The organism is Snodgrassella alvi, from assembly GCF_002777745.1.
In the GTDB taxonomy this organism is placed as follows: Bacteria; Pseudomonadota; Gammaproteobacteria; order Burkholderiales; family Neisseriaceae; genus Snodgrassella; species Snodgrassella alvi_D.
Genome location: NZ_MEIO01000053.1, coordinates 80,903 through 103,104, shown reverse-complemented (window position 1 = coordinate 103,104; position 22,202 = coordinate 80,903). Strand labels below are relative to the sequence as shown.

At 42.7% G+C, this 22,202-nt stretch carries 34 protein-coding genes and 1 tRNA gene; 23 read left to right on the top strand and 12 right to left on the bottom strand.

The annotated features are described in order from the left end of the window. The 16 genes from BHC51_RS12775 to BHC51_RS07835 form a co-directional block, all read left to right on the top strand. Nucleotides 1–268, top strand: a 268-nt coding sequence (locus tag BHC51_RS12775) for a hypothetical protein (protein WP_180296428.1), incomplete at its 5' end; no start/stop codon positions are given. Between the two features lie 75 nt (nucleotides 269–343). Then, nucleotides 344–562: a hypothetical protein gene (locus tag BHC51_RS07900; protein ID WP_100153745.1), complete on the top strand. Its 219-nt coding sequence runs from the start codon at nucleotides 344–346 to the stop codon at nucleotides 560–562. 89 nt (nucleotides 563–651) lie between these two features. Further along, nucleotides 652–1,005 carry a hypothetical protein gene (locus BHC51_RS07895; protein WP_100153744.1) on the top strand — a complete coding sequence of 118 codons (354 nt, stop codon included), beginning with the start codon at nucleotides 652–654 and terminating at the stop codon, nucleotides 1,003–1,005. A gap of 87 nt (nucleotides 1,006–1,092) precedes the next feature. Further along, the gene (locus BHC51_RS07890; RefSeq protein WP_100153743.1) at nucleotides 1,093–1,329 is read left to right on the top strand and encodes a hypothetical protein; all 237 of its coding nucleotides are present in this window, start codon (nucleotides 1,093–1,095) and stop codon (nucleotides 1,327–1,329) included. Beyond that, the gene (locus BHC51_RS07885; RefSeq protein ID WP_180296462.1) at nucleotides 1,289–1,720 is read left to right on the top strand and encodes a hypothetical protein; all 432 of its coding nucleotides are present in this window, start codon (nucleotides 1,289–1,291) and stop codon (nucleotides 1,718–1,720) included. Before BHC51_RS07890 ends, BHC51_RS07885 begins: the two co-directional genes overlap by 41 nt. Nucleotides 1,721–1,736: 16 nt before the next feature. Next, nucleotides 1,737–2,129, top strand: a complete 393-nt coding sequence (locus tag BHC51_RS07880) for a hypothetical protein (RefSeq protein ID WP_100153416.1) — start codon at nucleotides 1,737–1,739, stop codon at nucleotides 2,127–2,129. Continuing rightward, entirely contained in the window at nucleotides 2,129–2,476 is a 348-nt protein-coding gene (locus BHC51_RS07875; protein WP_100153741.1) for a hypothetical protein, read from the top strand. Before BHC51_RS07880 ends, BHC51_RS07875 begins: the two co-directional genes overlap by 1 nt. 30 nt (nucleotides 2,477–2,506) lie before the next feature. Next, nucleotides 2,507–2,704: a hypothetical protein gene (locus BHC51_RS07870; protein WP_100153740.1), complete on the top strand. Its 198-nt coding sequence runs from the start codon at nucleotides 2,507–2,509 to the stop codon at nucleotides 2,702–2,704. An 81-nt stretch (nucleotides 2,705–2,785) separates the two neighbouring features. Continuing rightward, complete coding sequence (locus BHC51_RS13320) at nucleotides 2,786–3,247, top strand: zinc-finger-containing protein (RefSeq protein ID WP_373885686.1); 462 nt, start codon at nucleotides 2,786–2,788, stop codon at nucleotides 3,245–3,247. Between the two features lie 29 nt (nucleotides 3,248–3,276). Continuing rightward, a complete protein-coding gene (locus BHC51_RS07860) occupies nucleotides 3,277–3,723 on the top strand; it encodes a hypothetical protein (protein WP_100153739.1) in 447 nt (148 codons plus the stop codon). Nucleotides 3,724–3,727: 4 nt separating this feature from the next. Further along, complete coding sequence (locus BHC51_RS07855; RefSeq protein WP_143558810.1) at nucleotides 3,728–4,363, top strand: hypothetical protein; 636 nt, start codon at nucleotides 3,728–3,730, stop codon at nucleotides 4,361–4,363. Between the two features lie 70 nt (nucleotides 4,364–4,433). Next, nucleotides 4,434–4,847, top strand: coding sequence for a hypothetical protein (locus tag BHC51_RS07850; protein ID WP_100153737.1), 414 nt, complete (start codon nucleotides 4,434–4,436; stop codon nucleotides 4,845–4,847). Nucleotides 4,848–4,911: 64 nt separating this feature from the next. Further along, a complete protein-coding gene (locus BHC51_RS07845) occupies nucleotides 4,912–5,193 on the top strand; it encodes a hypothetical protein (RefSeq protein WP_100153736.1) in 282 nt (93 codons plus the stop codon). 150 nt (nucleotides 5,194–5,343) lie between these two features. After that, nucleotides 5,344–5,589 carry a hypothetical protein gene (locus BHC51_RS07840; protein ID WP_100153735.1) on the top strand — a complete coding sequence of 82 codons (246 nt, stop codon included), beginning with the start codon at nucleotides 5,344–5,346 and terminating at the stop codon, nucleotides 5,587–5,589. A gap of 65 nt (nucleotides 5,590–5,654) precedes the next feature. After that, the gene (locus tag BHC51_RS13095) at nucleotides 5,655–6,035 is read left to right on the top strand and encodes a helix-turn-helix transcriptional regulator (protein ID WP_257384793.1); all 381 of its coding nucleotides are present in this window, start codon (nucleotides 5,655–5,657) and stop codon (nucleotides 6,033–6,035) included. Nucleotides 6,036–6,043: 8 nt separating this feature from the next. Then, nucleotides 6,044–7,084 (top strand): tyrosine-type recombinase/integrase, encoded by a 1,041-nt coding sequence (locus tag BHC51_RS07835; protein ID WP_257384792.1) that lies wholly within the window; start codon nucleotides 6,044–6,046, stop codon nucleotides 7,082–7,084. 88 nt (nucleotides 7,085–7,172) lie between these two features. Here the strand turns inward: BHC51_RS07835 and BHC51_RS07830 are convergent. Next, a tRNA-Ala gene (locus BHC51_RS07830) sits at nucleotides 7,173–7,248 on the bottom strand. A 250-nt stretch (nucleotides 7,249–7,498) separates the two neighbouring features. Between BHC51_RS07830 and mltG the strand changes: the two genes are divergently transcribed. From mltG to BHC51_RS13315, 7 genes are all read left to right on the top strand, one after another. Next, complete coding sequence (gene mltG / locus BHC51_RS07825) at nucleotides 7,499–8,503, top strand: endolytic transglycosylase MltG (RefSeq protein ID WP_100099389.1); 1,005 nt, start codon at nucleotides 7,499–7,501, stop codon at nucleotides 8,501–8,503. Between the two features lie 14 nt (nucleotides 8,504–8,517). Next, nucleotides 8,518–9,144 carry a dTMP kinase gene (gene tmk, locus BHC51_RS07820; RefSeq protein ID WP_100153733.1) on the top strand — a complete coding sequence of 209 codons (627 nt, stop codon included), beginning with the start codon at nucleotides 8,518–8,520 and terminating at the stop codon, nucleotides 9,142–9,144. Next, nucleotides 9,141–10,130, top strand: coding sequence for a DNA polymerase III subunit delta' (gene holB, locus BHC51_RS07815; protein WP_100123521.1), 990 nt, complete (start codon nucleotides 9,141–9,143; stop codon nucleotides 10,128–10,130). Before tmk ends, holB begins: the two co-directional genes overlap by 4 nt. A 9-nt stretch (nucleotides 10,131–10,139) precedes the next feature. Then, nucleotides 10,140–10,499 (top strand): PilZ domain-containing protein, encoded by a 360-nt coding sequence (locus BHC51_RS07810; RefSeq protein WP_100099392.1) that lies wholly within the window; start codon nucleotides 10,140–10,142, stop codon nucleotides 10,497–10,499. Next, on the top strand, nucleotides 10,499–11,275 hold the full coding sequence (locus tag BHC51_RS07805) for a TatD family hydrolase (RefSeq protein WP_100153732.1): 777 nt from the start codon (nucleotides 10,499–10,501) through the stop codon (nucleotides 11,273–11,275). Before BHC51_RS07810 ends, BHC51_RS07805 begins: the two co-directional genes overlap by 1 nt. Before the next feature lie 3 nt (nucleotides 11,276–11,278). Continuing rightward, entirely contained in the window at nucleotides 11,279–12,070 is a 792-nt protein-coding gene (locus tag BHC51_RS07800) for an MBL fold metallo-hydrolase (RefSeq protein ID WP_100153731.1), read from the top strand. 75 nt (nucleotides 12,071–12,145) lie between these two features. After that, on the top strand, nucleotides 12,146–12,397 hold the full coding sequence (locus BHC51_RS13315) for a hypothetical protein (protein ID WP_100153730.1): 252 nt from the start codon (nucleotides 12,146–12,148) through the stop codon (nucleotides 12,395–12,397). A gap of 309 nt (nucleotides 12,398–12,706) precedes the next feature. Here BHC51_RS13315 and BHC51_RS07790 read toward each other — a convergent pair whose 3' ends face one another. The 11 genes from BHC51_RS07790 to BHC51_RS07735 all read right to left on the bottom strand — a co-directional run bounded on the left by BHC51_RS07790 (nucleotide 12,707) and on the right by BHC51_RS07735 (nucleotide 22,202). Then, a complete protein-coding gene (locus tag BHC51_RS07790; protein ID WP_100153729.1) occupies nucleotides 12,707–13,516 on the bottom strand; it encodes an urease accessory protein UreD in 810 nt (269 codons plus the stop codon). After that, a complete protein-coding gene (ureG, locus tag BHC51_RS07785; RefSeq protein ID WP_100153728.1) occupies nucleotides 13,516–14,151 on the bottom strand; it encodes an urease accessory protein UreG in 636 nt (211 codons plus the stop codon). Before ureG ends, BHC51_RS07790 begins: the two co-directional genes overlap by 1 nt. 158 nt (nucleotides 14,152–14,309) lie before the next feature. Continuing rightward, complete coding sequence (locus BHC51_RS07780) at nucleotides 14,310–14,867, bottom strand: HupE/UreJ family protein (protein WP_218966397.1); 558 nt, start codon at nucleotides 14,865–14,867, stop codon at nucleotides 14,310–14,312. Between the two features lie 23 nt (nucleotides 14,868–14,890). After that, a complete protein-coding gene (locus tag BHC51_RS07775; protein ID WP_100123529.1) occupies nucleotides 14,891–15,610 on the bottom strand; it encodes an urease accessory protein UreF in 720 nt (239 codons plus the stop codon). Between the two features lie 17 nt (nucleotides 15,611–15,627). Further along, on the bottom strand, nucleotides 15,628–16,152 hold the full coding sequence (ureE, locus tag BHC51_RS07770; RefSeq protein WP_100099399.1) for an urease accessory protein UreE: 525 nt from the start codon (nucleotides 16,150–16,152) through the stop codon (nucleotides 15,628–15,630). Beyond that, entirely contained in the window at nucleotides 16,106–16,681 is a 576-nt protein-coding gene (locus BHC51_RS07765; RefSeq protein WP_100153726.1) for a hypothetical protein, read from the bottom strand. The genes ureE and BHC51_RS07765 overlap by 47 nt, the downstream gene beginning before the upstream one ends. A gap of 26 nt (nucleotides 16,682–16,707) precedes the next feature. Beyond that, nucleotides 16,708–18,429, bottom strand: coding sequence for an urease subunit alpha (ureC, locus tag BHC51_RS07760; protein WP_100153725.1), 1,722 nt, complete (start codon nucleotides 18,427–18,429; stop codon nucleotides 16,708–16,710). 105 nt (nucleotides 18,430–18,534) lie between these two features. After that, nucleotides 18,535–18,849, bottom strand: a complete 315-nt coding sequence (locus BHC51_RS07755) for an urease subunit beta (RefSeq protein ID WP_100099402.1) — start codon at nucleotides 18,847–18,849, stop codon at nucleotides 18,535–18,537. Nucleotides 18,850–18,942: 93 nt separating this feature from the next. Beyond that, a complete protein-coding gene (ureA, locus tag BHC51_RS07750) occupies nucleotides 18,943–19,245 on the bottom strand; it encodes an urease subunit gamma (RefSeq protein ID WP_037408376.1) in 303 nt (100 codons plus the stop codon). 487 nt (nucleotides 19,246–19,732) lie between these two features. After that, nucleotides 19,733–21,523 (bottom strand): 2-isopropylmalate synthase, encoded by a 1,791-nt coding sequence (locus BHC51_RS07740; protein ID WP_100099424.1) that lies wholly within the window; start codon nucleotides 21,521–21,523, stop codon nucleotides 19,733–19,735. Nucleotides 21,524–21,776: 253 nt separating this feature from the next. Further along, nucleotides 21,777–22,202 (bottom strand): excinuclease ABC subunit A, encoded by a 426-nt coding sequence (locus tag BHC51_RS07735; RefSeq protein ID WP_100153724.1) that lies wholly within the window; start codon nucleotides 22,200–22,202, stop codon nucleotides 21,777–21,779.

Sequence of the window (22,202 nt, the reverse complement as noted above, 5' to 3'; positions counted from 1 at the left end):
AAAGATGCTTTTAGAATATTTTGATGAGCCAAGCTTATCGTTAATTGCAGAAGCTGTTAGTAATGAGGAGTTCGAATCAGCTTTAAAAATGATTGATGAATATGAGGCGTTTCTGCAAGGGCAAGAGGATTTAGCTGCACAAATGGCAGAAGATGTGGGTGGGGTTCTGCCTCCTCAGGCGTTTGAATTTTTTGAGCAACACGCGGATGAGCAAATGCGGATCGCCGCAAGGTTGGAAAAATTAAGACAAGCAATACCGCAAAATTAATTTAGTTCAAATACCCGCTAACCAGCGGGTTTTATTTTATCTCTCACAGACAATGCAAATTGAAAGGAGTTAATCATGATTGAAGTTACAAAAAAAGCAGAACCCGAAATCAAATATCCTGTAGGTAGAAAATCCAAGATAGATGGGTCGATTCTTATCTTTTGGAAAGAAGAGCGTGCTACTGTTGTTTTTCCCGGTGAAACCCGCCCCTCCGCTGGGTTTACATGTGGTGGATTAATCTCATGCATGGATGAAAACACGTGGGAACCTGTAGACATACATATTTCCGGATAACTTATCAATTCAAATGCATTCAATGAGTGCATTTGCGTGGATGAGTAGACAATGCCTGCTAATAGCTGGTTTTATTTTTGGAGATTGAAATGAGAACCACTCTAACTAAGAAACAAATTAATATCCAGAGAAGTTTTTTTGAAGATTGGATATTTCTCACGCCAGACATTTATATGAGTTATCCCTTCAGTGCTCGTTATCTTAATGAGGAGAAATACGATAACGAGGAAGTTCAATTCCTTTGGGAAGTTTGGTTAACGATTTATGAAGCTATGTATTTGAGTAATGAGACTAATGGTTATATTGATGTTAAGCAAGTATACGATACTTCTTTTGCTGCTATCCAATTCAATAATAGCAATAAACCATTAGAACCTTATGAAATAGACAATATGCTTAAGGTATGGGATGAAATGTATGACAAATATGTAAGATTGCCCTAGCCACGAACATTACCTTTATTGGAGTAAAGGACCACTGATGAATACATTCAAGTTAGAAAGTAAAAGATAACTATTTTAGGGAGATAGATGGTGATTAAACTACAGATAACTGCATTTATTGCGGTTTTTTTTATGACTGCTTCAATGATGATATTACCTGTACCTACTGAGACAGAGCAGCTACAGATGCAGCGCGAATATGTCGCCAAACAAATGCAACAAAAAGAGCGGTTAGCAGATTTAGAAGTTAAACGGATAGCTGATGCATATGCGCGGATGAGTGATGACGAACGGCTACGCGGTGATGCTGAGGTTTTATATTGAGAGGTCAGAAAAAATGTACATGTTTAAATTTGCAGAGGCTGTATCAACCATTCCCAAATGGACTGTTGTGGATGCTAATAGCTGCAACATGACAATTATATCCCCATTTGAGCTTGGCGATGGGGTGCGCCTTATGTTGGATATTTACAGTGGAAACGAATTATCTTTTGAGTTGACGGATGGTGCTCGAACTTCCATGTACGTCGCTGATAGAGAATTAGACCTAACAGAAGAATTAATACATGAATTAAATAATACGCACGGCATTAAATACGCGCAAGTTAAAGCCTGCGGTGAAATCATAGCGGAGCACAAGGATTTAAATCTATTGCACAAAGCCGTCGAGGACGCAGCAAAGTTGGCACGCGCTATGGTATTTAGGTGCCCCTAATTAAGGAGGTTTTAATATGACTAAGAATGAAGAATTAACATTAAAAGAAGACTCTTGGGAGATTGAACGCCGCGATGACGGTCGAATTCTGCTTTTTTCTCCATACGAGATTGTGGATGGTGAAAACTTTTGTCTTTTTCTTACTGTTAATGATGAGGAGTTCGAATTAACGGATGACAATTACGTCGCAATGACCTTGTCTCACCGTGGATGGAATATGCCAGAAGCAGTCATTGATAAGTTAAATAGTTTTGCATATGCCAATTATAACTATGCCCGAATAACTTCCAGTGGGGAAATTAGAGCATCAAGTAGCAATAGATGGGCGTTGTTAATAGCGATTCACGAAGCAAGACAATTGAAAACTATGATGGTATTTGACTATTACATTCGGGGTCGGAGGGATTGATGTCGGACACTTCTGCAAGATGGTTTGTAATTAGGCTTTCGCCTGATTTAGCTACTGGCGAGCTATTAAATATAGGCGTAGGGATTATTTATAACAAGCAGGTATTCACCAAAATAATACCTAATACAAAACCTTTTGAATTGTTGTACGGCGATCATGTCAAGGAAAACCTCAGCTTTTTGCTTGATTTATTAAAATCAAGCAGAGATAGCTTTTCAGCCCTTAAATCGATTTCTCCACATTTTTCTTTCAGTTCATTGAACTTTGTTGCTGGGGACAGTGTTGAGGGTATGCTTGATAGATTATATAAAAGTATGATCCGGATCGATAGAAATTTAAATAATTAAACAGCTAGTATCTAGTTCAAGGATATACAAATGAATAATGTAACTTACACGCCTGTAAAAGCAGGTATTCATGTTGTTGTCTTCCGTACAGTCATGAAGAAAGAAAAAAGTAACCGAGCAAATGACTTAGGTCGCGGTAAATGCAAATCTGTCAAAAAAAATATCGCAGAAAAAACATTGGATGGATGGGAAGCAGCTTACGCGTGGAGTAATCAGTTTTTGGTGTAGGTGTGTTCAGACCCGCCCAGCGCGCAGGTGGCGGGATTAATAACAGCGCGCAGCACATAGTTAGTCCTCCTTTACTTCCGTATGTGCCGACTGACCGCCGTAAGCGGTCGTTATTCAAAACAAATTATCGAGATTGAAATGATTAAATGCATATACTGTGGTAACAACGCGGAGCTGGTTACTGGGGAAAGAATTTACCCACACCGGCCAGATTTATACGCTCTTAGCTTTTGGCTGTGTGCCCCCTGCGATGCGTATGTAGGCTGTCATAAAAAAGGCGCAAATGTTCCCGCAATTGGGGAAAGTGATGGCACATTACCGTTAGGCAGTCTTGCTAATGCTGAGTTAAGAATGTGGCGACAAGCTGCGCATTCCGTACTAGATCCGATCTGGAAATCTAAACAGATGAGACGAAGAGATGTTTACAGAAAGCTGGCAAAGCACTTAGGTATACGCTATAGACTGTGCCATATTAGCTTGTTTGGCATTGATAGATGCCAAAAAGCTATTGAATTTTTAAAAAAAGAATTTCCGTCCAGCTAGTAGCTGGCGTTTTATTTTGGAGATGAATAATGACTAAAGAAACATACAAAATTTGGTGTGACTGGTTTGATGAGACACAAGATAAAATGTTTGTAGAAATCATAATAGATTATAGTCATCCTAATATAGTTGAGCGTATTGAGAAAACCGTAAAAAAAGCGCTTAAATATCCAGACTATGCAAATGATATAGCTTTTACCAACATTTTAAATTCCTTCTTGGGATTTATTGCAGAAGAATTTTGTGTAAATATCATACAAAAAAGAGACCTCAAACAATGCCTAAAGCATTTCTATGAAAAGTATAGTTTTAAGCTTGATAGCTCGGATGGAGTTACTCTCTGCAACTTTTCGACTATAGGACTTCCCTCTCGTATGGACTTTGAAGTAGTTATTAAAGACTGTGAAGCGAGTTCTTATATTGAGGATGATTTAGCTGACGTTATGAATAATGTTTACTGCCCAGATGGTGATTAATACTATGGAAACCGCAACACCACGTAAAACTACAATCATCACACTTCAAGAATTGGACGACAAAGATGCTTCTTCCCATGATATTTTTCTATTTAAAAAACTTTTCCCATCTGGTGAAGCAGATTATTGGGATGTTATCAGGAGGTGCATATTGATCAGGAATTTCACCCTAGGTGATAGCCTAATCGCGTGCATACTTACGCATATTGACTTTACTCTTGAACCTTTAGTAATTAATAAAGCACCTCAGGAGCCTGTATTTGTTTATCCCGGCAAAGTCATTGTTAATGGTGATTTGGATACAGCCGACAGGATTTTTGTTAAAAGGTTAGATGTAAAAGGAAAGCTTACCGTTCGTAGTGATAAGGATGGTAATTATGGCGGGATTTCGGGCGATGTAGAAGCTTATGAAATTGACCTCAGTGGAGATGGTGCGGACTACGGGGGAGTGATCTGGGGTAAAGCGACTGGCAAAAAAATTAATGTCACTAATCGCGGGATGATCTTCGGTGAAGCAAATAGCGATGAAATTAACGTATTCGACGGCTGTATCAAGGGCATTGCAACCTGCAAAGTACTTAATCTCAGTAAAAATGGCAGAGTTGATGAAATAAATGCCGAAGTAGTCAATAGACTATAACCTACCCACCTCTAAAACCGATAATTAACAACATGTCCAGCCTAGTGCTGGCTTTTTATTGGAGTTTAAAATGACAGGACGAAAATTATATACAGTATGGTACCGCGATGATTTTTACATTCAGATTGGTATTGATTGGGACTTCCCCGGTATTAAAGATCGGATTATTAGTATTGTTGATACCTTTTTTGCTGGCTATCCACATGACGGGGCTATTTCTGAGCGGGTTTTAGAGCATTTTTTGCAAATGGTTGCGGCAGACTTTTCTTCATACAAAATATCCCCGATGGATTTGGACGATATTATTTCATGGCAGTTTAGAAGACACAAGCTACGTCTAGATGGTAAAGAGGGAATTACACTTTGCAAATTTAAAATCCCTAAATGGCCTGAGTATTTTGATTTTAAAATAAAAAATATAGAAGACTGCAAGGATTCATTTTCCCCAGATAACCGTATTAACAAAGATATATATGGATGCTGATTCTATAGAATTCTCTTATACATAATCTGCCAGCTATTAGCTGGTTTTTTATTGGAGCTTGAAAATGAGTAATGAAACTTTAGAAATTAAATATTTTCAGATTGGCGATGAACTAATCATCCCTGCTTATGACATAGATAGCGTAAGAAAATATCTTGAAAAGCTTATAAAGGGCGGTTGGGCAAAAGAGCATCTAGAAGATATAGATGATGGTAACTATAAACTAGTTAGTCCAGATTTTGAATTTGAAGACGAGGATGGCAATAAGCATAAGTTGTCTGAATGGTTTTCACGGGACGGAACAGGACAAATTATCCCCGAGCAAGTGCTTGAATTAGACTTCTAGTGACTAGATAAACAACAAGCCGCTTTTATGCGGCTTTAGGATAACTCGTTAAAGTAAGTTGTTAATGGGTCTCGTGGTTTTGTAGTCCCTGCCGAAGATTATGTATAGCCTGCATTTGCAGGCTTTTTATTGGCCACAAAGACAGATAACATGAAAACTAAATTGATTATAGCTGCTACTGCGGCTTTTTTTATTGCTGGTTGTGATTCCGCAGAAGAGCGGAACGCCAGATTAGCAGAACGGGCTAGTAAACGTATTATAGAAACACAGATTGTGTTACATGATGGGCGCAAAATCGCCTGCATTGTTTACAACGAACAGCTTTACGAAAGTAATAACCAAGAAAAAGCCTCAGGCCTATCCTGCGACTGGCATAACACATCGCAACCTAAATAACCCTAAGCAAACGTAACAACACACACACCGGCAATCAGCCGGTTTTTTATTAATAGGACGACAAAATGCAACCACGATTACTTAGAGTTGCGCAAGCGGCCGCTTATTGTGGCTGTAGCATTAATCACTTTAAGGCTCATATTGCGCCATATATACCAGCACAAAACTGGTTATTTGAAAATGGATCTGTTTATGACAAGCACGACATAGACAAGTTTATAGAAGATAAAAAAACTGAAAACCTTGCCGAAAACGTTAAAAAGAATAAGAATACATCACGTGGCAAGCGGCTTTGTTTAAAGAAAGGAAGTAATTTATGGCCGCAAACGGATTGTCAGGACTTACACTCCGCAACGGAATCTGGCACATTAACAAACAGTATCGAGGCAAAACAATTCGCCGCAGCACTTACACAAGTAAGAGGAAAGAGGCGGAAGCTGTCTTAATACAGCTTATGGCTGAAATTGATAGGGCAAAAGACTTTAAAGAACGCCCTGTTTATACTTGGCGGAAAGCAGCAACTAAATATCTTCTTGAATGCAAAGATAAGCCAAGTATAGACTTATTAGCCTTGCAGCTCAAATATCTGGATGGTTTTATAGGAGATTTACCATTAACACAAATACATGATGGAACCTTGCAACCTTTTATACAGCACCGAAAAACAATCGGATTTAGTAGGCAGGCAAAAAATGGGGTAAAAAATAGGACGATTAATATTGCCCTTAATTATGTAATCGCAATACTAAATTGTGCCGCAAGGTCGTGGCGCGATGAAAATGGATTAACTTGGCTAGAAACTGTACCAAAGATTACAAAACTGGATGAGAAAAAGCAACAGCGCCCACCTTATCCACTATCGTGGCTTGAGCAGCGAATTTTCTTTAAGGAACTGAAGGGACGTTTACTAAATATGGCTATTTTCAAGGTTAATACAGGAACCCGCGAACAGGAAGTATGCAAGCTTAATTGGCAATGGGAGGTTAAAGTGCCTGAACTTGATACCAGTATTTTTATAATACCGGCTGATTTTGGCGGCCGCACCGGCAGAGGTGGTGTAAAAAATACTGACGAAAGGATAGTTGTACTCAATGACGCTGCCAAACAAATTATAGAAGCCCAACGCGGCTTGCATCCTCAATACGTATTTCCATGTAACGGGAAGGCAGTTGGCGAAATGTTAAATAGCGCATGGAAGAATGCTAGGAGGCGTGCAGCAAATGAATATGAGCGAATAACCGGAGCGCCAGCCAATAAGGGCTTTAAAAATTTGAGAGTTCACGATCTCAAGCACACTTTTGGCCATCGACTAAGAGCTGCAGGTGTATATGAGGAGGATAGAAAAGATTTGATGGGGCATAAATCCGACACAAGTGTAACTACACACTACTCAGCACCAGCGCTTGAACGCATGATTGAGTTGGCAAATAAAGTATTGGAAACTGATCCTCAGCAAAGGAAATCCCTCACCATTATAAGGAAGAAAGCAGCATGACTCGCACAAAACCCGCACAATAGATTTAGCAAATAAAAAATTAGACGCCCGCTAGTACATAATTATCTTTACCAATCAATATTTTATTTGGTGGAGGTAAGCGGGATCGAACCGCTGACCTCTTGCATGCCATGCAAGCGCTCTACCAACTGAGCTATACCCCCAACTGCTTTCAGCTAATTATTGCTGAACAGGCTGCGCATTTTACCTGAACTACTGAATTTTGCAAGCCCTGATTTAATCTCTAACAATGCGAGTACAAATATGGCTATTAACCGGCAAAATTTTTTTTGCCGGTTATCTATTTCAGCTCTTCCATAAGCATGGATTAGTAACAAGAGTAGTCGCACCTGACAATTAAATTTATACTTGCAAGCTGATTCAGATTATTCATGCTAAGACAGGAACACTTCTATGCGGCGCAGACAACGACAGGCTGTACTTCTGCTATTTACAGGCTTACTGATATTTGCGCTGGTGTGGGTAACACTCTTATTTTTACCTAAAAGTAATGCGGGCTATCGTTTAAAAGTGCCAGCAGGCTATGGCATCAGCGGAGTAAGCCGTACTCTAGCTGCTAACGATGTAATTTATAGCCGCTGGGTGTTTGTCGGCACCGCACATATTCTGGGTATGGGGGATAAAATCCACCGGGGTAATTATCGCCTGCCGCACTCAGTTTCAAGCTGGCAGATTTTGCAAAGGCTGCGTACCGGAAAACCAGACAGCATTACCGTACAAATCATTGAAGGCAGCACATTCGCGCAGATGCGCAAAATTATCGATAACACACCTGATATTGAGCATACAACGCGTAGCTGGCCAGCCAGCAAACTGTTACAGCAACTGGGTGCCGATAGCAATTATACACAGGCAGAAGGTCTTTTTTTTCCGGCTACTTATGATATCAGCTCAGACAGCAGCGATTTATCCCTGTATAAACAGGCTTATAACACCATGCAAAAACATTTGCAGGCTGCATGGAAAGAGCGGCACAGCGAATTACCTTACCAATCTGCCTACGAATTACTGATTATGGCCAGCCTTATTGAAAAAGAAACCGGCCATGCTGAAGACAGAAGCAATGTAGCAGCAGTGTTTGTCAATCGGCTTAATCGGCATATGCGTTTACAAACCGATCCCAGTGTAATTTATGGCATGGGCAACCGTTATAAAGGTAAAATCAGCAAGGCCGATTTACGCCGTGATACACCGTACAATACTTATACCCGCGCAGGCCTGCCGCCGAGTCCCATTGCACTACCGGGCAAAGCAGCACTGGAAGCAGCTGCTCATCCGGCCAGTAACGATTATCTGTATTTTGTGGCGCGTAACGATGGCACTGGCCGCAGCCAGTTCAGTCACAACCTGAATGAACACAATGCTGCGGTTCGCCAATATATTCTGAAAAAACGCTAATCGGATTTGTATAGATGAAAGCAAAATTTATTACACTGGATGGAATTGATGGTGCCGGCAAATCAACCAATCTCAATACCATACGCAGCTGGTTTGAAAAACACCAATTGCCAGTACTTTTTACCCGTGAACCAGGTGGCACTGCCATTGGCGAAGCTTTGCGCAAGCTGCTGCTTGATCCGCTCACCCGCGCCAACGCCCGCACCGAAACCCTGATGATATTTGCTGCACGTCAGCAACATCTGGATGAAGTAATCAAACCAGCATTGGCCCAAGGTATACATGTAGTAAGTGACCGTTTTACCGATGCCACATTTGCCTATCAGGGCGGTGGCCGTGGTCTGCCGCTAGCCGATATAGCTATTTTGGAAAACTGGGTACAGCAAGGCTTGCAACCCGATTTAACTTTACTGCTAGATGTACCACTAGCTATAGCACAGCAACGACTAAGTCAGAACAACAACCCCGATCGTTTTGAGCAGCTTGATACAGCATTTTTTGAGAACACGCGTACAGTTTATCTGGATCGTGCCGCCATTGCACCACAACGCTACACCATTATTGACAGCAGTTTAGATCTTAATGAAGTAGCGCAGCAGATTAATCAGGCTCTAGCACAACAGTTTGGATTAAATTCATGATTTATCCATGGCTCGAACCTGTCTGGCAACAAATTGCCCGACATTGGCAGCAACAACCACATGCATGGCTGCTTTACGGCCATCCAGGAATTGGTAAACTCGAATTTGCCGAATATCTGGCACAAGCACTGCTATGCGAATCGCCACATACCAATCATCAGCCTTGTGGTGCGTGTACGTCCTGCCATTTATACAGCCAGCACAGCCATCCAGATTTCTTATTAGTAACGCCAGAAGAAACTGACAGCGAAGGCGGCGAGCGCAGACAGGCACTAATTAAAGTAGAAACCATACGCAATGTACTGGATTTTGCTCATCTGAGTGCCCATCGCGGAGGCAAACGCATTGCCCTGATTTATCCAGCCGAAAGCATGAATACTCAGGCCGCCAATGCCTTGCTGAAAATTCTGGAAGAACCACCCACAGGCATGGTTTTTATACTGGTGAGCCATCAGAAAGACCGCCTGTTACCAACGATTAAAAGCCGTTGCCGTCAGGTAGCTTTAACCATGCCAGCACACACACAGGCACTGGCCTATGTGCAGCAACAGCATGGCGATAAAGCGGCTGACCTGCTTGCCTTTCACGGAGGAGCCCCCCTGTTTGCTGATAACGACAGCCATATCCAGCTACGCAACGAACTTATTCCCCTACTGGTTAAGCCTCGTTTGATTGCGCTTATGGATTATGCCACTGCATTTGACAAACAAAAACTGGCACTGTCCACCTTTCTGGACTGGCTGGCTAAATGGTTACTTGATATGTCACTGGCACAGCAACACATGAGTGCCATATATTATCCGGCATGGCAAAATGCATTAAACGAGATTACTAGGCTAATCGACCCATTGTCTCTGTTTGCCCTAATCGACAGAGTAAATGCACTAGCCCCTTACGGTAAACATACCCTCAATGTTAAAATGCAGCTAGAAGATTTATTAATAGACTATCTTAATGTGTGGCAGCACAAAAACACAAAATCATGAAGGCAACTTATGGCTGAAGCTCCAACCAATTTACCGGGCAAAATGCTCAACCTAACCATCCCCGACAAACCAGAACTATACCGCAGTTACATGGCCTTTCTAGAATATGGTGGTCTGTTTGCGCCCACAACCGACAGCTTCCAAATGGGAGAAGAGGTATTACTGGCCATTACTCTGCCGGTATTCAACGAAGCTAAATATCTGCGTACCAAAGTAGTATGGATTAACACTGCACCTACCTCTACCGGTCAGCCACAAGGAATCGGACTGGCATTTTGTAAAGATGAAGACAGCTTTGTGGTAAAACAGGCTATTGAAGATATTTTACCCGGATTGCTGCTGAGCGAACGCAGTACCTATACCCTATAATCATGCTTATCGATTCACACTGCCATTTAAACATGCCTGAGCTGGCGGCCAGACTACCACAGATACTGGAAAATATGGCTCAGGCGGATATACAACAGGCTATTGCCATCAGCGTAGACAAAACCAGCGCCGCCGAAGTTCTGGCGCTGGCAGAGCAGCATAGCAATCTGTTTGCCAGTGTTGGTGTTCATCCTGAAGACCAGAACTCAGCAGAAATGAATCTGGACGAACTGATTGCCGCCGCCCAGCATCCCAAGGTAGTGGGTATCGGAGAAACCGGCCTCGACTATCACTGGTGCAGCGGCGACCTAACCTGGCAGCATGCACGCTTCAGTACCCATATTCAAGCCTCCAATCATACTGGTCTGCCTCTGATAATCCATACCCGTGATGCTGGCGCTGATACTTTACGTCTGCTACGTGAAAACCATGCTCAGCAAGGCGTAATTCACTGCTTCACCGAAGATACAGCCTTTGCCAAAGCAGTACTGGATTTGGGCTTTTACATCTCCTTTTCAGGCATCGTAACCTTCAAAAATGCCCAACAGATACAGGAAGCATGCCGTTATGTTCCCCTGGACCGGATACTGGTGGAAACCGATGCTCCTTATCTGGCTCCCGTACCTAAACGCGGCAAACCCAATGAACCGGCTTATGTACGCTACACTGCCGAATTTGTAGCACAGCTACGTGGTGACAGCTTAGCCACAATTGAAGAGGCCACTACTGCCAATACCTATCGTCTCTTCAACAAACTTCCGCTGCTTAATAACTAGGCCATGACCAAGCTCACTCTTACAGTACTTGGCTGTGGCAGCTCTTCTGGCACACCTGTCATTGCATGTGACTGCCCCACCTGCACCAGCAACGATCCGAAAAACCGGCGTACCCGTTGCAGTGCCCATATACAGATTGGTGAACAGCACTGGCAAATCGACACTGGCACCGATTTTTATCATCAGGCCTTACAGCACAAACTCCAACGCATTGATGGCATACTTTACACCCATCCTCATGCCGACCACCTTAATGGCATTGACGACTTGCGCGCATTTTGCTACAAACAACAGGCAGCCATTCCCATTTACGGCCATCATGATACATTGGCTAATATTTGCAATCGTTTCGATTACGCCTTTCTGGAACAGAACAGGCACTGGAACCGGCCAGTACTTCGTGCACATGAGCTGCCACTGAATCAGGGACAAAATAGTGTTCTCAATATTAATAACGTACCTGTATGGCAATTTGGCGTACCACACGGTAGCTGGACAACCAGTGCTTTTCGCATTGGCAATATCGCCTGGTTTACCGACCTTAATCACATCGAAGAATCCATATTCCCGCATTTACAAGGATTGGATTACCTGTTTCTGGATTGTCTGATGGATACTCCTTACCCGAGCCACCTCAGCACCGAACAGGCCTTTGCCTACGCAGAACGAATCAGTGCCAAACAAACCTACTTTATCCACATGACCCATGCTCAGGAATACCATAATCTGAAACAGCGTTGCCCCAAAAACTGTGCTCCTGCCTATGATGGATTAATCGTACATAGCAGCTATTAGCAATTTTTTACCGGTACAATTAGCCTGAATTTTTATATGGCGAAACTTTATCGGCAAGGGAAATAACGCAGTGATTTGGTCAAAGAATATGATCTGACACCATCTGCTTTAGACCGCTGGATAAATCAATCTAGTAAAAGTGGTTCATTTAAGTCTAAAGATAATCGTACTCCAGAGCAAAATGAATTGATTGCCTTACGCAACGAGCTTAAACAGCTGCGTAAGGAAATAATATCCTATTTATCAAATGTTTATTTTGAAAATATTAGTATTGAATCTCATTTTGATAGAAAAACTAATTTAATTATTTCAGAACATTTTTTTTAAATTCTATTAAAGAAGATACTATATACAGAATTAGAAGTTTATTTTCCGATAAAAAATTTATTTAATCTAAAATTCAATCCCGAATCGAAGATTATTATTTGTTTCAACAAACGCCGAAATAAGAACCAGTAATTGCCTTTACCAGCGTACCAAAGAGAATTGAATTATATATTCACAGATTTAGATAAAGGTTCAATTCCTGAATACTAATTATTAAAAATTTAATTAAACAACAATTTAAATTATAATTTACTATAGTTTCATATTGACACTATTAAGTATATATCACTTCTAAAATTTTATCTTAATTTAAAATGATCTTGTCACTTGATACATGAAATTCTGTAAAACTTCTGCACTCATCCCCAGCGCACGTACACATAAAGCGCAATCAGCAGCCTGTGTAATGCCCCACAGATACTGATTATTTTCCAGCGGCCAGTCTGGCAGTAAAGCGGTATATACATGATTAACCAGTTGCTGCATCTCTGCTTTACTGGCTGCGGTGTTGATGTAGTAAAGACAGGCCTGATGGGTATACTGTTCCATCTGTCCCAATACATTGAGTGGCTGCTGTTGTGGCTGCCAGAAAATATTATCACTTAGCAGTGGTTGTTGCTGGTAATCGATATTAATCCGTGATGACAGGTAGCGAAAATCCCAGCTTTCCCGATTGAGAACACGGCCGCAGACGATGATTTCACCCAATATTAGCTGGCAGTTGTCTGCCAGACTAATATGTATGCTTTGGGTTAAGGCAGCATCGCGGTGCAGTACAAGTGGATGGGGTAGATAACACAGTCTGCTGTGCTCGTGCAGATAAATACGGGTATGCTGTTGCGCTTCGGTCGCTACAGGCATAGATTGTACGCGGGTGAATGCCTGCGTAAATAAATACAACTGGGTTTGCTGCGCCAGCTCAATCTGTATATCTATCCGGTCTCCGGCCAGTAAACCCGGTGATGAACTCATCTGGATGGCCGGCAGTGCCTGCGGCCACACTGGTGTCGCCATCCGCGGTAAGGTGAGGATTTTCAGTGGTGGCGTATAAAAACAGTTGCCAAATGTAGTCTGCCCATACTGATTTAGCTGGGTGGAGAGATGTAAACGGCTGTCCATTAACGTATTAAACCAGCGGGTTCAGCCACTTTCTCCAGTAAAGCGTATTTTTTAATCCAGTCTATTACTGTGGTGATACCTTCTTCTGCCATCAGGTTGGTAAATACGAATGGCTGCCCTTTACGCATACGCTGCGCATCGTGTTGCATTATTTCAAGACTGGCACCAACATATGGGGCTAAATCAGTTTTATTAATCACCAGTAAATCCGAACGGGTAATTCCCGGCCCGCCTTTGCGCGGAATTTTTTCGCCCTGTGCCACATCTATCACAAACAGGGTTACATCGGCTAAATCAGGACTGAAGGTAGCGGAAAGGTTATCGCCACCACTTTCGATAAACACTATCTGGATATCTGGAAAACGGGCAGCCATTTCGTCTACCGCTTCCAAATTCATGCTGGCATCCTCACGAATGGCAGTATGCGGACAACCACCGGTTTCGACACCCATAATCCGTTCTGATGGCAGTAAGCTGTTTTTGGTTAGAAACTCGGCATCTTCCTGTGTGTAAATGTCGTTGGTTATTACCGCAATGCTGTATTGCTCAGCCATATGGCGGGTAAGTTTTTCAATCAGGGCGGTTTTTCCTGAACCTACTGGGCCAGCAACGCCGATTTTAATGTATTGACGCATGGTATTTCCCCTGCCTTTAGTGCGCTTGTATTGATTAATGCAGCTTTTCGTTATTTATTGTGCCGCTAACAGTTTGCTCAGATTGTTCGCCGCTTACAGACAGGCAGTCCAATTGCCAAGCCAGTCCTGTCTATAATAAATTTATTAGCTTCATCTTTTCAGGCAGTAAAAAGCATGCTGAAACCAATCAAACCAATCAGGCTACCGGTAAGACGCAATACCCACTGGTGCCTGCTCATAACGGAGCCGAGCGCAAAACCGGCTACATGTAAAGCTGCTGTTGCCATAACAAAACCGCAGGCATAGCTTAATATGCCATGTGAATCCATCTCTGCACCATGCGCTACGCCATGAAACAGGGCAAACAGGCCAACCAGAAACATAGCTGCACTAGCCGGTACTTTTTTCAGCCAAGCGGCTGCCAATCCCAGCACCAGCACAGAAGCAGCAATCCCCTGCTCCAGCATCGGTATCTGTATACCCTGTGCGCCCAGTACAAAACCTGCAATCATCACGCCGACAAAGGTAGAGGGAATCAGCCAGCGGGCTTTACCCTGAAAGGTAGCTGCCCATAAACCTACTGCCACCATGGCCAGCATATGATCCCAGCCACTGAGCGGATGATGTACACCTGCCAGCCATCCCTCGGTAATGTGGCCGGGATGGGCAAATGCCAGTACGGGGCTTAACAGGAACAAGGCAAATATTTTTTTCATGATTTTCTCCATTATTGATAAATCTAACTCATATACAGGCGGGTATATAAACGTTCATGCTGCATTGCCCGAATGTCTGTGGCCAGTGTGGTAGCACTCAGCTGCTGTAATTGTGGTTGCATACTGGCTTTTACTGCATGTGCAATTGCTGCATGTAGCTCAATTAATATTTCTTGTCCGGCTATCTGGCTTAACGGTACCAGCTTAACACCATTGGTAATCAAGCCTACCACTGCGTTGTAATAAAATGCCTGTAGTGTGGCAGCTTTATCCAGTTGCATAACAGCAGCAAGTAATCCAAACACCAGTGGATAAAATCCGCGCACCTGTCGTGCAGCCAGTGCAGTTTGATAAGAAGTTACAATCGCTGAATTGGTATGCGCCGCAAAAATCTTCAGCAGGCGTACGCCCAGTTTATAACTGCTTTCCCGTAACTCACGCGCTACTTTTGCCGCACCTATCTGTTTGTCCAGCAATACTAGTGCATCCAGATTTTGTTCGGTGCTGGCACTAAAAGCCAGTGACACATAAGCACCATCATTATGCAACCAGTTTTGCTGCAACTGGGTATACACAAACGATTTCAGTGTGGCAGCATCATGAATAACGCTCTGCTGGACAAAAGTTTCCAGCCCTCCGGAATGGTTAAAGCCACCAATAGGTAGTGTAGGATCAGCCAGTTGCAGCAATAATCCTGTACGTGTCAGTGTTTCGATATCAAGCTGTTGTTCTGAACTGGACATATGATATGTTGCCAATTTCAATGATGATGCGCGCTAACGCCATGTTTGTGGCTATGAGCATGGCTGTGACCACCGCCAACACCTGGTGCTGAATTAGCGCGCAATTGTTCACTTAAACGCCGCTGCTGACGCTCTGGTGCAAAGCCAGCCGCCTGTAACCATTCAAACAAGGGTTTATCAAACGGTAGCAGTAATTCGTTTCCATCCAGAAATAATGGTGTATGCTTGTTACCGATTTCATAACAGGCACGCGCCATTTCCCGCAAGGTTGGCGGCGCCAGCACCATTACTTCACTTGGTTCAATCTGCACCACAATTGCCAACTGCTTGTCCAGATAAACCACATCATCATGGTGCAGGCGCTGCCCTTCTCTCAGCAGACGAAAAGCAATTTCACGTCCGCCTGTCGTCGTCGTACGGATAATGCGCCGGTCTGCTTCAAACCATTGCAGGCTAACGGTATCCAGCTTCTGAGTAGTAATCTGCTGCTTTTCTTTAAGCGTTTGCAGATTGCCGAGGATGGTTTGGATGATTAGATTCATTTTGGATTTTAGCAATTTGAATAAAATATTTTAAAAGGCAAACACAGATAATAAATAACCAACTAAATTCACCTAGTATAAAAAACATTCCTTTAAATACTTCTAATTTAAAATCTTCGTGGGATGGATTAATTAATAGCCAAAGCATTATATCTATGATCAGAGATGTACCCAGAGCAAAATATCCAAATATAATAGCTACTGTACGTTGGGTGATGCGACTATCAACATAAAAATACCAGTCAGCAAAATTTCTTTTACTGCGTAACCGCAGATAACATACCGAAATAATAAACCAGATGAATACCGATATCATGATGTAATTAAATGAATATATACCCTGACTGGCAGTATGCCATCTTTCGAAAAACAAATCCGAATCACTAAAAAAATGTACGCCATCTTTGGTTTGCTCAAATGAATTTGAAACGAAAAATCCCGTTGTTAAAACACATGACAGCAGTAACATATTTTTTAATTCGTCAATAACTAGAAAAATAAAGTCTTTGATACATTTAATATATTTCATATATATGCAACCACGAATTGTTTTAATCAAAACAAAAAATACCGCTGTGCCAGTGCCACTTTTTCAGCCGGTTCACAGGTAATATGCTCACCATTCACCCGTACTTCATAGGTTTCCGGATTGACACTGATTTCCGGCATGGCATTGTTGTGAATCAGATCTTTTTTGCCAACTGAACGACAATTATGTACGGGCAAAGTTTGTTTACATAAGCCATATTGGCTGCGGATATCATTATCCACACCAGCCTGTGATACAAACAAGACAGCGGTATCCTGCACAGCACGGCCAAGTGCGCCAAACATGGGGCGATAGATAACAGGCTGAGGCGTGGGGATAGAGGCATTCGGATCGCCCATGCGTGCATAGCTGATGGTACCGCCCTTAATGATAATTTCCGGCTTTACGCCGAAAAAGGCAGGTTTCCACAATACTAAATCAGCAATTTTACCTGCTTCAATTGAACCGACATATTCACTGATGCCCTGAGCAATAGCCGGATTGATGGTGTATTTGGCCAGATAACGCTTGATGCGGAAGTTATCGTTAGCACCGGTTTCTTCAGCCAGACGACCACGCTGCTGTTTCATTTTGTCTGCGGTTTGCCATGTTCGTATAATCACTTCAGCTACTCTGCCCATCGCCTGTGAGTCTGAACTCATAATTGAGAACACGCCCATATCATGCAGAATATCTTCGGCAGCAATAGTTTCTGGACGGATACGCGAATCGGCAAAAGCCACATCTTCGGGAACGCTTTTATCCAGATGATGACATACCATTAACATATCCAGATGCTCGTCTATGGTATTGACGGTAAACGGACGGGTGGGATTGGTAGAAGCCGGCAATACATTCGGATACATCGCAGCTTTGATAATATCTGGAGCATGACCACCCCCAGCACCTTCGGTATGAAAGGTATGGATTACCCGTCCGTTAATGGCGTGCATGGTATCTTCCAGAAAACCACTTTCATTCAAGGTATCGGTATGAATCGCTACCTGCACGTCCATTTCATCCGCAACTTGCAGTGAAGCATCGATTACGGCAGCCGTTGCCCCCCAGTCTTCGTGGATTTTCAGCCCTAGTGCACCGGCAGCTATCTGCTCACGCAATGGTTCCAGAGTAGCGCAGTTGCCTTTACCAAAGAAGCCAAGATTAACCGGCGCCTGTTCGGCAGCCTGCAACATTTTCTGAATATGCCACGCACCCGGGGTTACTGTGGTGGCATTGGTACCGTCGGCCGGTCCTGTACCACCTCCGATCATGGTGGTAATACCGGATTCAATGGCATGGGTAATCTGCTGTGGTGAGATAAAGTGAATATGGGTATCAATACCACCCGCAGTGGCAATCAGATTGGCGCCATTATGGACTTCGGTAGCGGCTCCGATAATCATATTCGGGCTCACACCATCCATGGTATCGGGATTTCCTGCCTGACCAACAGCTACTATTTTACCATCGCGAATGCCAATATCGGCTTTTACTATTCCCCAGTAATCCAGTATCAGCACATTAGTGATAACCATATCGAGTACATTTTTATTGCTGCGTGGTGCTGTAGCTGATTGTGCCATACCATCACGAATAGATTTGCCACCCCCAAATTTGCCTTCATCACCATAGGTAAGTAAATCGCGTTCAACTTCAGCAAAAAGCTCGGTATCACCTAAACGTACTTTATCACCCACAGTTGGCCCATAGGTAGCAACATATTGCTGGCGGGAAATTTTCAGACTCATGACCAGATTCTCTATCTAAATAATTTGTAGCAATTGGAAATGTTTGATTATTAACTTTTAATCAGGTTTTTATATCAAAACTTTATATTTAGAAAAGCAGATAAATCATTTATTACTTACACTGCCATTGATAGCATTATGAAAGCCAAATACTTTTTTATAACCACCAAATTCAGTTAATTCTACTGTTTTGGCCTCACCGGGCTCAAAACGAATAGCATTACCTGATGGAACATTCAAACGCATGCCACATGTCTGCGCCCGTTCAAATTCAAGCGCGGCATTGGTTTCATAAAAATGATAGTGCGAACCCACCTGTATCGGGCGATCACCACGGTTAACCACGGTAATGGTGAGGGTACGGCGGTTCTGATTGGCAATGATGTCATCTGCGGCCAGTATATATTCTCCCGGAATCATACCGTTTCTCCTGAATAGGTATGGTGCGAATATTATTTGCTGTTAAATAATCATTTCGCCCATAGCGAATGTTTACAGTAACTGAATCATGCTTTAGCGGATAGGCTGGTGTACGGTAACCAGTTTAGTGCCGTCGGGAAAAGTGGCCTCAATTTGCACTTCATGCACCATTTCGGCTACACCTTCCATGACATCAGCAGTGGTTAATAATGTAGCGCCATACTGCATTAATTCGGCTACACTCATACCATCCCGCGCCGCTTCCTGTAGCTGGCTGCTGATATAAGCGATGGCTTCTGGATAGTTCAGTTTCACTCCCCGAGCACGCCGTCTGGCAGCCAGTTCTCCCGCAACAAACAGCATTAATTTTTCCTGCTCACGACTGGTTAAATGCATAACTTTCTCTATAAATAGTCAATTAATGAATTACACTACTGCGCCTGATAATCTAAACTACTTTATACAAAGCTATTTTTCTTTAAAATATTTATAAATTCTGTGAATAATAAGTAATACAAAAATAATTGTGAAAATCTTGCCAATCATTCTGCCTTGCTGGTAAGCAGTACTGTTTTCATCTACTACAGCAAAAGCATTAGTCATGGTAAAAGCAAATACAGATAGTACCCACAAAAACTGTTTAATATATGTCATGGCTTCAAACTAATCGTATAAAGGGAAATTCAATTTTTAAAACCCTTGTGTAAATCAGATATGACTGAAATTTAATAAGTTTATAAAATATCATAAACTTAATATAGTTAGTTTGTATAGCAAAATCTAAAGTTTTTTTTACATAAAAAGTGCCTGTTCTTTGGTTGGAAAACCAAAGAACAGGCACTTTTAGATTAATCAACCTCTAGTATTAGCTGATTTAGTTTATTTATATCACACCCTGGGCTTTAATCCGTGGCTTACTATCCAGTTTATTCAGGGCAGACAGATAAGCTTTAGCACTGGCGACAATAATATCGGTATCGGCACCCTGCCCGCTCGCTAAATGACCTTCGCGTGATAAACGCACGGTAACTTCGCCCTGACTTTCAGTACCGGCTGTGATGGCATTAACAGAATATAATTGCAAATCTGCACTGCTGCACGCTTCAGACTCAATGGCTTTGAATACCGCGTCAACCGGACCCGAACCATGTCCGCAGGCTCGTTTTTCGTTACCGTCCAGATTAAAGACGATTTCTGCCACTGGTTCTTCACCAGTTTCACTGCGAATACTCAGTGATACGTATTTATAGCGGTCGGGAGCACGGTTCACCAGTTCATCAGAAACCAGCGCATGCAAATCTTCATCAAAAATTTCACGTTTCTTGTCTGCCAGCTCTTTAAAGCGGGCAAAAGCAGCATTGAGCGTTTCTTCACTATCAAGCTCAATGCCCAGTTCTTGTAATTTAGTGCGGAAAGCATTACGACCGGAAAGCTTACCCAGAGTTAAACGGTTGGTACTCCAGCCAACCGATTCAGCAGACATAATTTCATAGGTTTCACGGCATTTCAGTACACCATCCTGATGAATACCGGATTCATGCGCAAATGCATTAGCCCCAACAATGGCCTTATTCGGCTGTATCGGATAGCCGGTAACAGTAGAAATCATCTTCGAGGTTGGCACAATCTGCGTAGTATCAATATTGGTTTCCAGCCCAAAAATATCGTGGCGGGTTTTCAATGCCATAACCACTTCTTCCAGACTGGCATTACCTGCCCGCTCACCCAGACCATTGATGGTACATTCCACTTGCCGTGCACCGCCGCTTACTGCGGCCAGTGAGTTGCCAACGGCCAGCCCCAGATCATTGTGGCAATGTGCCGACCAGATGACTTTATCGCTACCCGGTGTTTTCTGAATCAGTTCACGGAAGAATGCTTCCGTTTGAAATGGAATGGCATAACCCACTGTATCAGGAATATTGATAGTAGTGGCACCGGCTTCAATCACCGCCTGACAGATTTCAGCAAGAAAATTGATATCACTGCGCAGTGCATCTTCACAGGAAAACTCTACATCATCAGTATATTCACGTGCAATTTTCACTGCTTTAACCGCAGTTTCCTTAACTTGCTGCGGTTTCATGCGCAATTTATGTTCCATATGCAATGGGCTGGTAGCAATAAAGGTATGAATACGTTTGCGTTTAGCCGGTGCAACTGCTTCGCCGGCCTTACGTACATCGCGCTCATTGGCACGTGACAATGAGCATACAGTAGCATTCTGGATAATTTCTGCAATACTGTGAATAGCATCAAAATCCCCCGGACTGGCCGCAGCAAAACCAGCTTCTATCACATCCACGCCCAATTTCTCTAGCTGGCGGGCAATACGGATTTTTTCTTCTTTAGTCATAGCAGCCCCCGGCGATTGTTCCCCATCGCGCAGAGTAGTATCGAATATGATGACTCGATTATTAGTATTGGTCATTCTTGGTCTCTCCAGGGTAGTGGTATTATGTTGCATAAACGCATTAATATCCAAAGGCTTATTCTGCTTCTCAGCCATCAGAATAATTTTTTGTAACTGATTTAATGGCAATGAACCACGCTTGCGCCATTTATAGATAGCAGCCGTAGAAGCAGCGCTATCAGGATAATGTTGTTTGAGCGCTTCCGCCAAAGCGTTTACGCCACCGAAATAGGCAATTAAGCGGTCTATATTCAATTGCATAACTGACCTTTTGTCCAATTCATTCATTTCATCATGCTACAATATATTCTATTAAGCTAATATACGTAAAATTAGACAGGAAAACAAGCTAAATTTATGTATTTTTTTTATTAAAGTCACTCCTTTTAGACATTTTGTACAAATTTTTAAAATAATAATTTATTTTAAACTACAATAACTTAATATATACAATTAAGCCGCCAGATTATCCGGTGCAGGATAAACAGCGGCTATCTAGCAGATACTCATACTTCTAATTTGCTAAATCTCCTTTCAGAGCCACACCAGCAATCACTCCACCGGCATGACATTCATATACTTTTGTACTGGCCATGCGGTTCTTCTTATAATAGCTGACGATATTGGTTACTTTTCTGGCATTCTGGGCACTTGCCTGTTCCTGCAACTGTTTTACCGCCGCTAAAAATGCCCAGCGGCAAGCAGCTTCGTCTGACTTACCAACACTATTAGTTTTACGATTGGTGACCAGACCAGACTTCACTACATGGCCTGAGCCTGTAGCAAAATAAAGTTTTACGTTTGGATTCAGCACCTGTGCTGCTTCTGGTGCATTAAGGGCATCCTGAATGGGCAACAGCAACTTGTCATCACGTGCATAAGCAGCAGATACGCAAGCCAGCAGTGCCACCAATGCAATTGATTGAGAAATCTTCTTCAT

What these genes read in the sequence shown, in the direction of transcription:
- BHC51_RS07900 (WP_100153745.1), top strand. Translation starts at nt 344, where the DNA reads ATGATTGAAGTTACAAAAAAAGCAGAACCCGAAATCAAATATCCTGTA.
- BHC51_RS07895 (WP_100153744.1), top strand. Translation starts at nt 652, where the DNA reads ATGAGAACCACTCTAACTAAGAAACAAATTAATATCCAGAGAAGTTTT.
- BHC51_RS07890 (WP_100153743.1), top strand. Translation starts at nt 1,093, where the DNA reads ATGGTGATTAAACTACAGATAACTGCATTTATTGCGGTTTTTTTTATG.
- BHC51_RS07885 (WP_180296462.1), top strand. Translation starts at nt 1,289, where the DNA reads ATGACGAACGGCTACGCGGTGATGCTGAGGTTTTATATTGAGAGGTCA.
- BHC51_RS07880 (WP_100153416.1), top strand. Translation starts at nt 1,737, where the DNA reads ATGACTAAGAATGAAGAATTAACATTAAAAGAAGACTCTTGGGAGATT.
- BHC51_RS07875 (WP_100153741.1), top strand. Translation starts at nt 2,129, where the DNA reads ATGTCGGACACTTCTGCAAGATGGTTTGTAATTAGGCTTTCGCCTGAT.
- BHC51_RS07870 (WP_100153740.1), top strand. Translation starts at nt 2,507, where the DNA reads ATGAATAATGTAACTTACACGCCTGTAAAAGCAGGTATTCATGTTGTT.
- BHC51_RS13320 (WP_373885686.1), top strand. Translation starts at nt 2,786, where the DNA reads ATGTGCCGACTGACCGCCGTAAGCGGTCGTTATTCAAAACAAATTATC.
- BHC51_RS07860 (WP_100153739.1), top strand. Translation starts at nt 3,277, where the DNA reads ATGACTAAAGAAACATACAAAATTTGGTGTGACTGGTTTGATGAGACA.
- BHC51_RS07855 (WP_143558810.1), top strand. Translation starts at nt 3,728, where the DNA reads ATGGAAACCGCAACACCACGTAAAACTACAATCATCACACTTCAAGAA.
- BHC51_RS07850 (WP_100153737.1), top strand. Translation starts at nt 4,434, where the DNA reads ATGACAGGACGAAAATTATATACAGTATGGTACCGCGATGATTTTTAC.
- BHC51_RS07845 (WP_100153736.1), top strand. Translation starts at nt 4,912, where the DNA reads ATGAGTAATGAAACTTTAGAAATTAAATATTTTCAGATTGGCGATGAA.
- BHC51_RS07840 (WP_100153735.1), top strand. Translation starts at nt 5,344, where the DNA reads ATGAAAACTAAATTGATTATAGCTGCTACTGCGGCTTTTTTTATTGCT.
- BHC51_RS13095 (WP_257384793.1), top strand. Translation starts at nt 5,655, where the DNA reads ATGCAACCACGATTACTTAGAGTTGCGCAAGCGGCCGCTTATTGTGGC.
- BHC51_RS07835 (WP_257384792.1), top strand. Translation starts at nt 6,044, where the DNA reads ATGGCTGAAATTGATAGGGCAAAAGACTTTAAAGAACGCCCTGTTTAT.
- mltG (WP_100099389.1), top strand. Translation starts at nt 7,499, where the DNA reads ATGCGGCGCAGACAACGACAGGCTGTACTTCTGCTATTTACAGGCTTA.
- tmk (WP_100153733.1), top strand. Translation starts at nt 8,518, where the DNA reads ATGAAAGCAAAATTTATTACACTGGATGGAATTGATGGTGCCGGCAAA.
- holB (WP_100123521.1), top strand. Translation starts at nt 9,141, where the DNA reads ATGATTTATCCATGGCTCGAACCTGTCTGGCAACAAATTGCCCGACAT.
- BHC51_RS07810 (WP_100099392.1), top strand. Translation starts at nt 10,140, where the DNA reads ATGGCTGAAGCTCCAACCAATTTACCGGGCAAAATGCTCAACCTAACC.
- BHC51_RS07800 (WP_100153731.1), top strand. Translation starts at nt 11,279, where the DNA reads ATGACCAAGCTCACTCTTACAGTACTTGGCTGTGGCAGCTCTTCTGGC.
- BHC51_RS07790 (WP_100153729.1), bottom strand. Translation starts at nt 13,516, where the DNA reads ATGGACAGCCGTTTACATCTCTCCACCCAGCTAAATCAGTATGGGCAG.
- ureG (WP_100153728.1), bottom strand. Translation starts at nt 14,151, where the DNA reads ATGCGTCAATACATTAAAATCGGCGTTGCTGGCCCAGTAGGTTCAGGA.
- BHC51_RS07780 (WP_218966397.1), bottom strand. Translation starts at nt 14,867, where the DNA reads ATGAAAAAAATATTTGCCTTGTTCCTGTTAAGCCCCGTACTGGCATTT.
- BHC51_RS07775 (WP_100123529.1), bottom strand. Translation starts at nt 15,610, where the DNA reads ATGTCCAGTTCAGAACAACAGCTTGATATCGAAACACTGACACGTACA.
- ureE (WP_100099399.1), bottom strand. Translation starts at nt 16,152, where the DNA reads ATGAATCTAATCATCCAAACCATCCTCGGCAATCTGCAAACGCTTAAA.
- BHC51_RS07765 (WP_100153726.1), bottom strand. Translation starts at nt 16,681, where the DNA reads ATGAAATATATTAAATGTATCAAAGACTTTATTTTTCTAGTTATTGAC.
- ureC (WP_100153725.1), bottom strand. Translation starts at nt 18,429, where the DNA reads ATGAGTCTGAAAATTTCCCGCCAGCAATATGTTGCTACCTATGGGCCA.
- BHC51_RS07755 (WP_100099402.1), bottom strand. Translation starts at nt 18,849, where the DNA reads ATGATTCCGGGAGAATATATACTGGCCGCAGATGACATCATTGCCAAT.
- ureA (WP_037408376.1), bottom strand. Translation starts at nt 19,245, where the DNA reads ATGCATTTAACCAGTCGTGAGCAGGAAAAATTAATGCTGTTTGTTGCG.
- BHC51_RS07740 (WP_100099424.1), bottom strand. Translation starts at nt 21,523, where the DNA reads ATGCAATTGAATATAGACCGCTTAATTGCCTATTTCGGTGGCGTAAAC.
- BHC51_RS07735 (WP_100153724.1), bottom strand. Translation starts at nt 22,202, where the DNA reads ATGAAGAAGATTTCTCAATCAATTGCATTGGTGGCACTGCTGGCTTGC.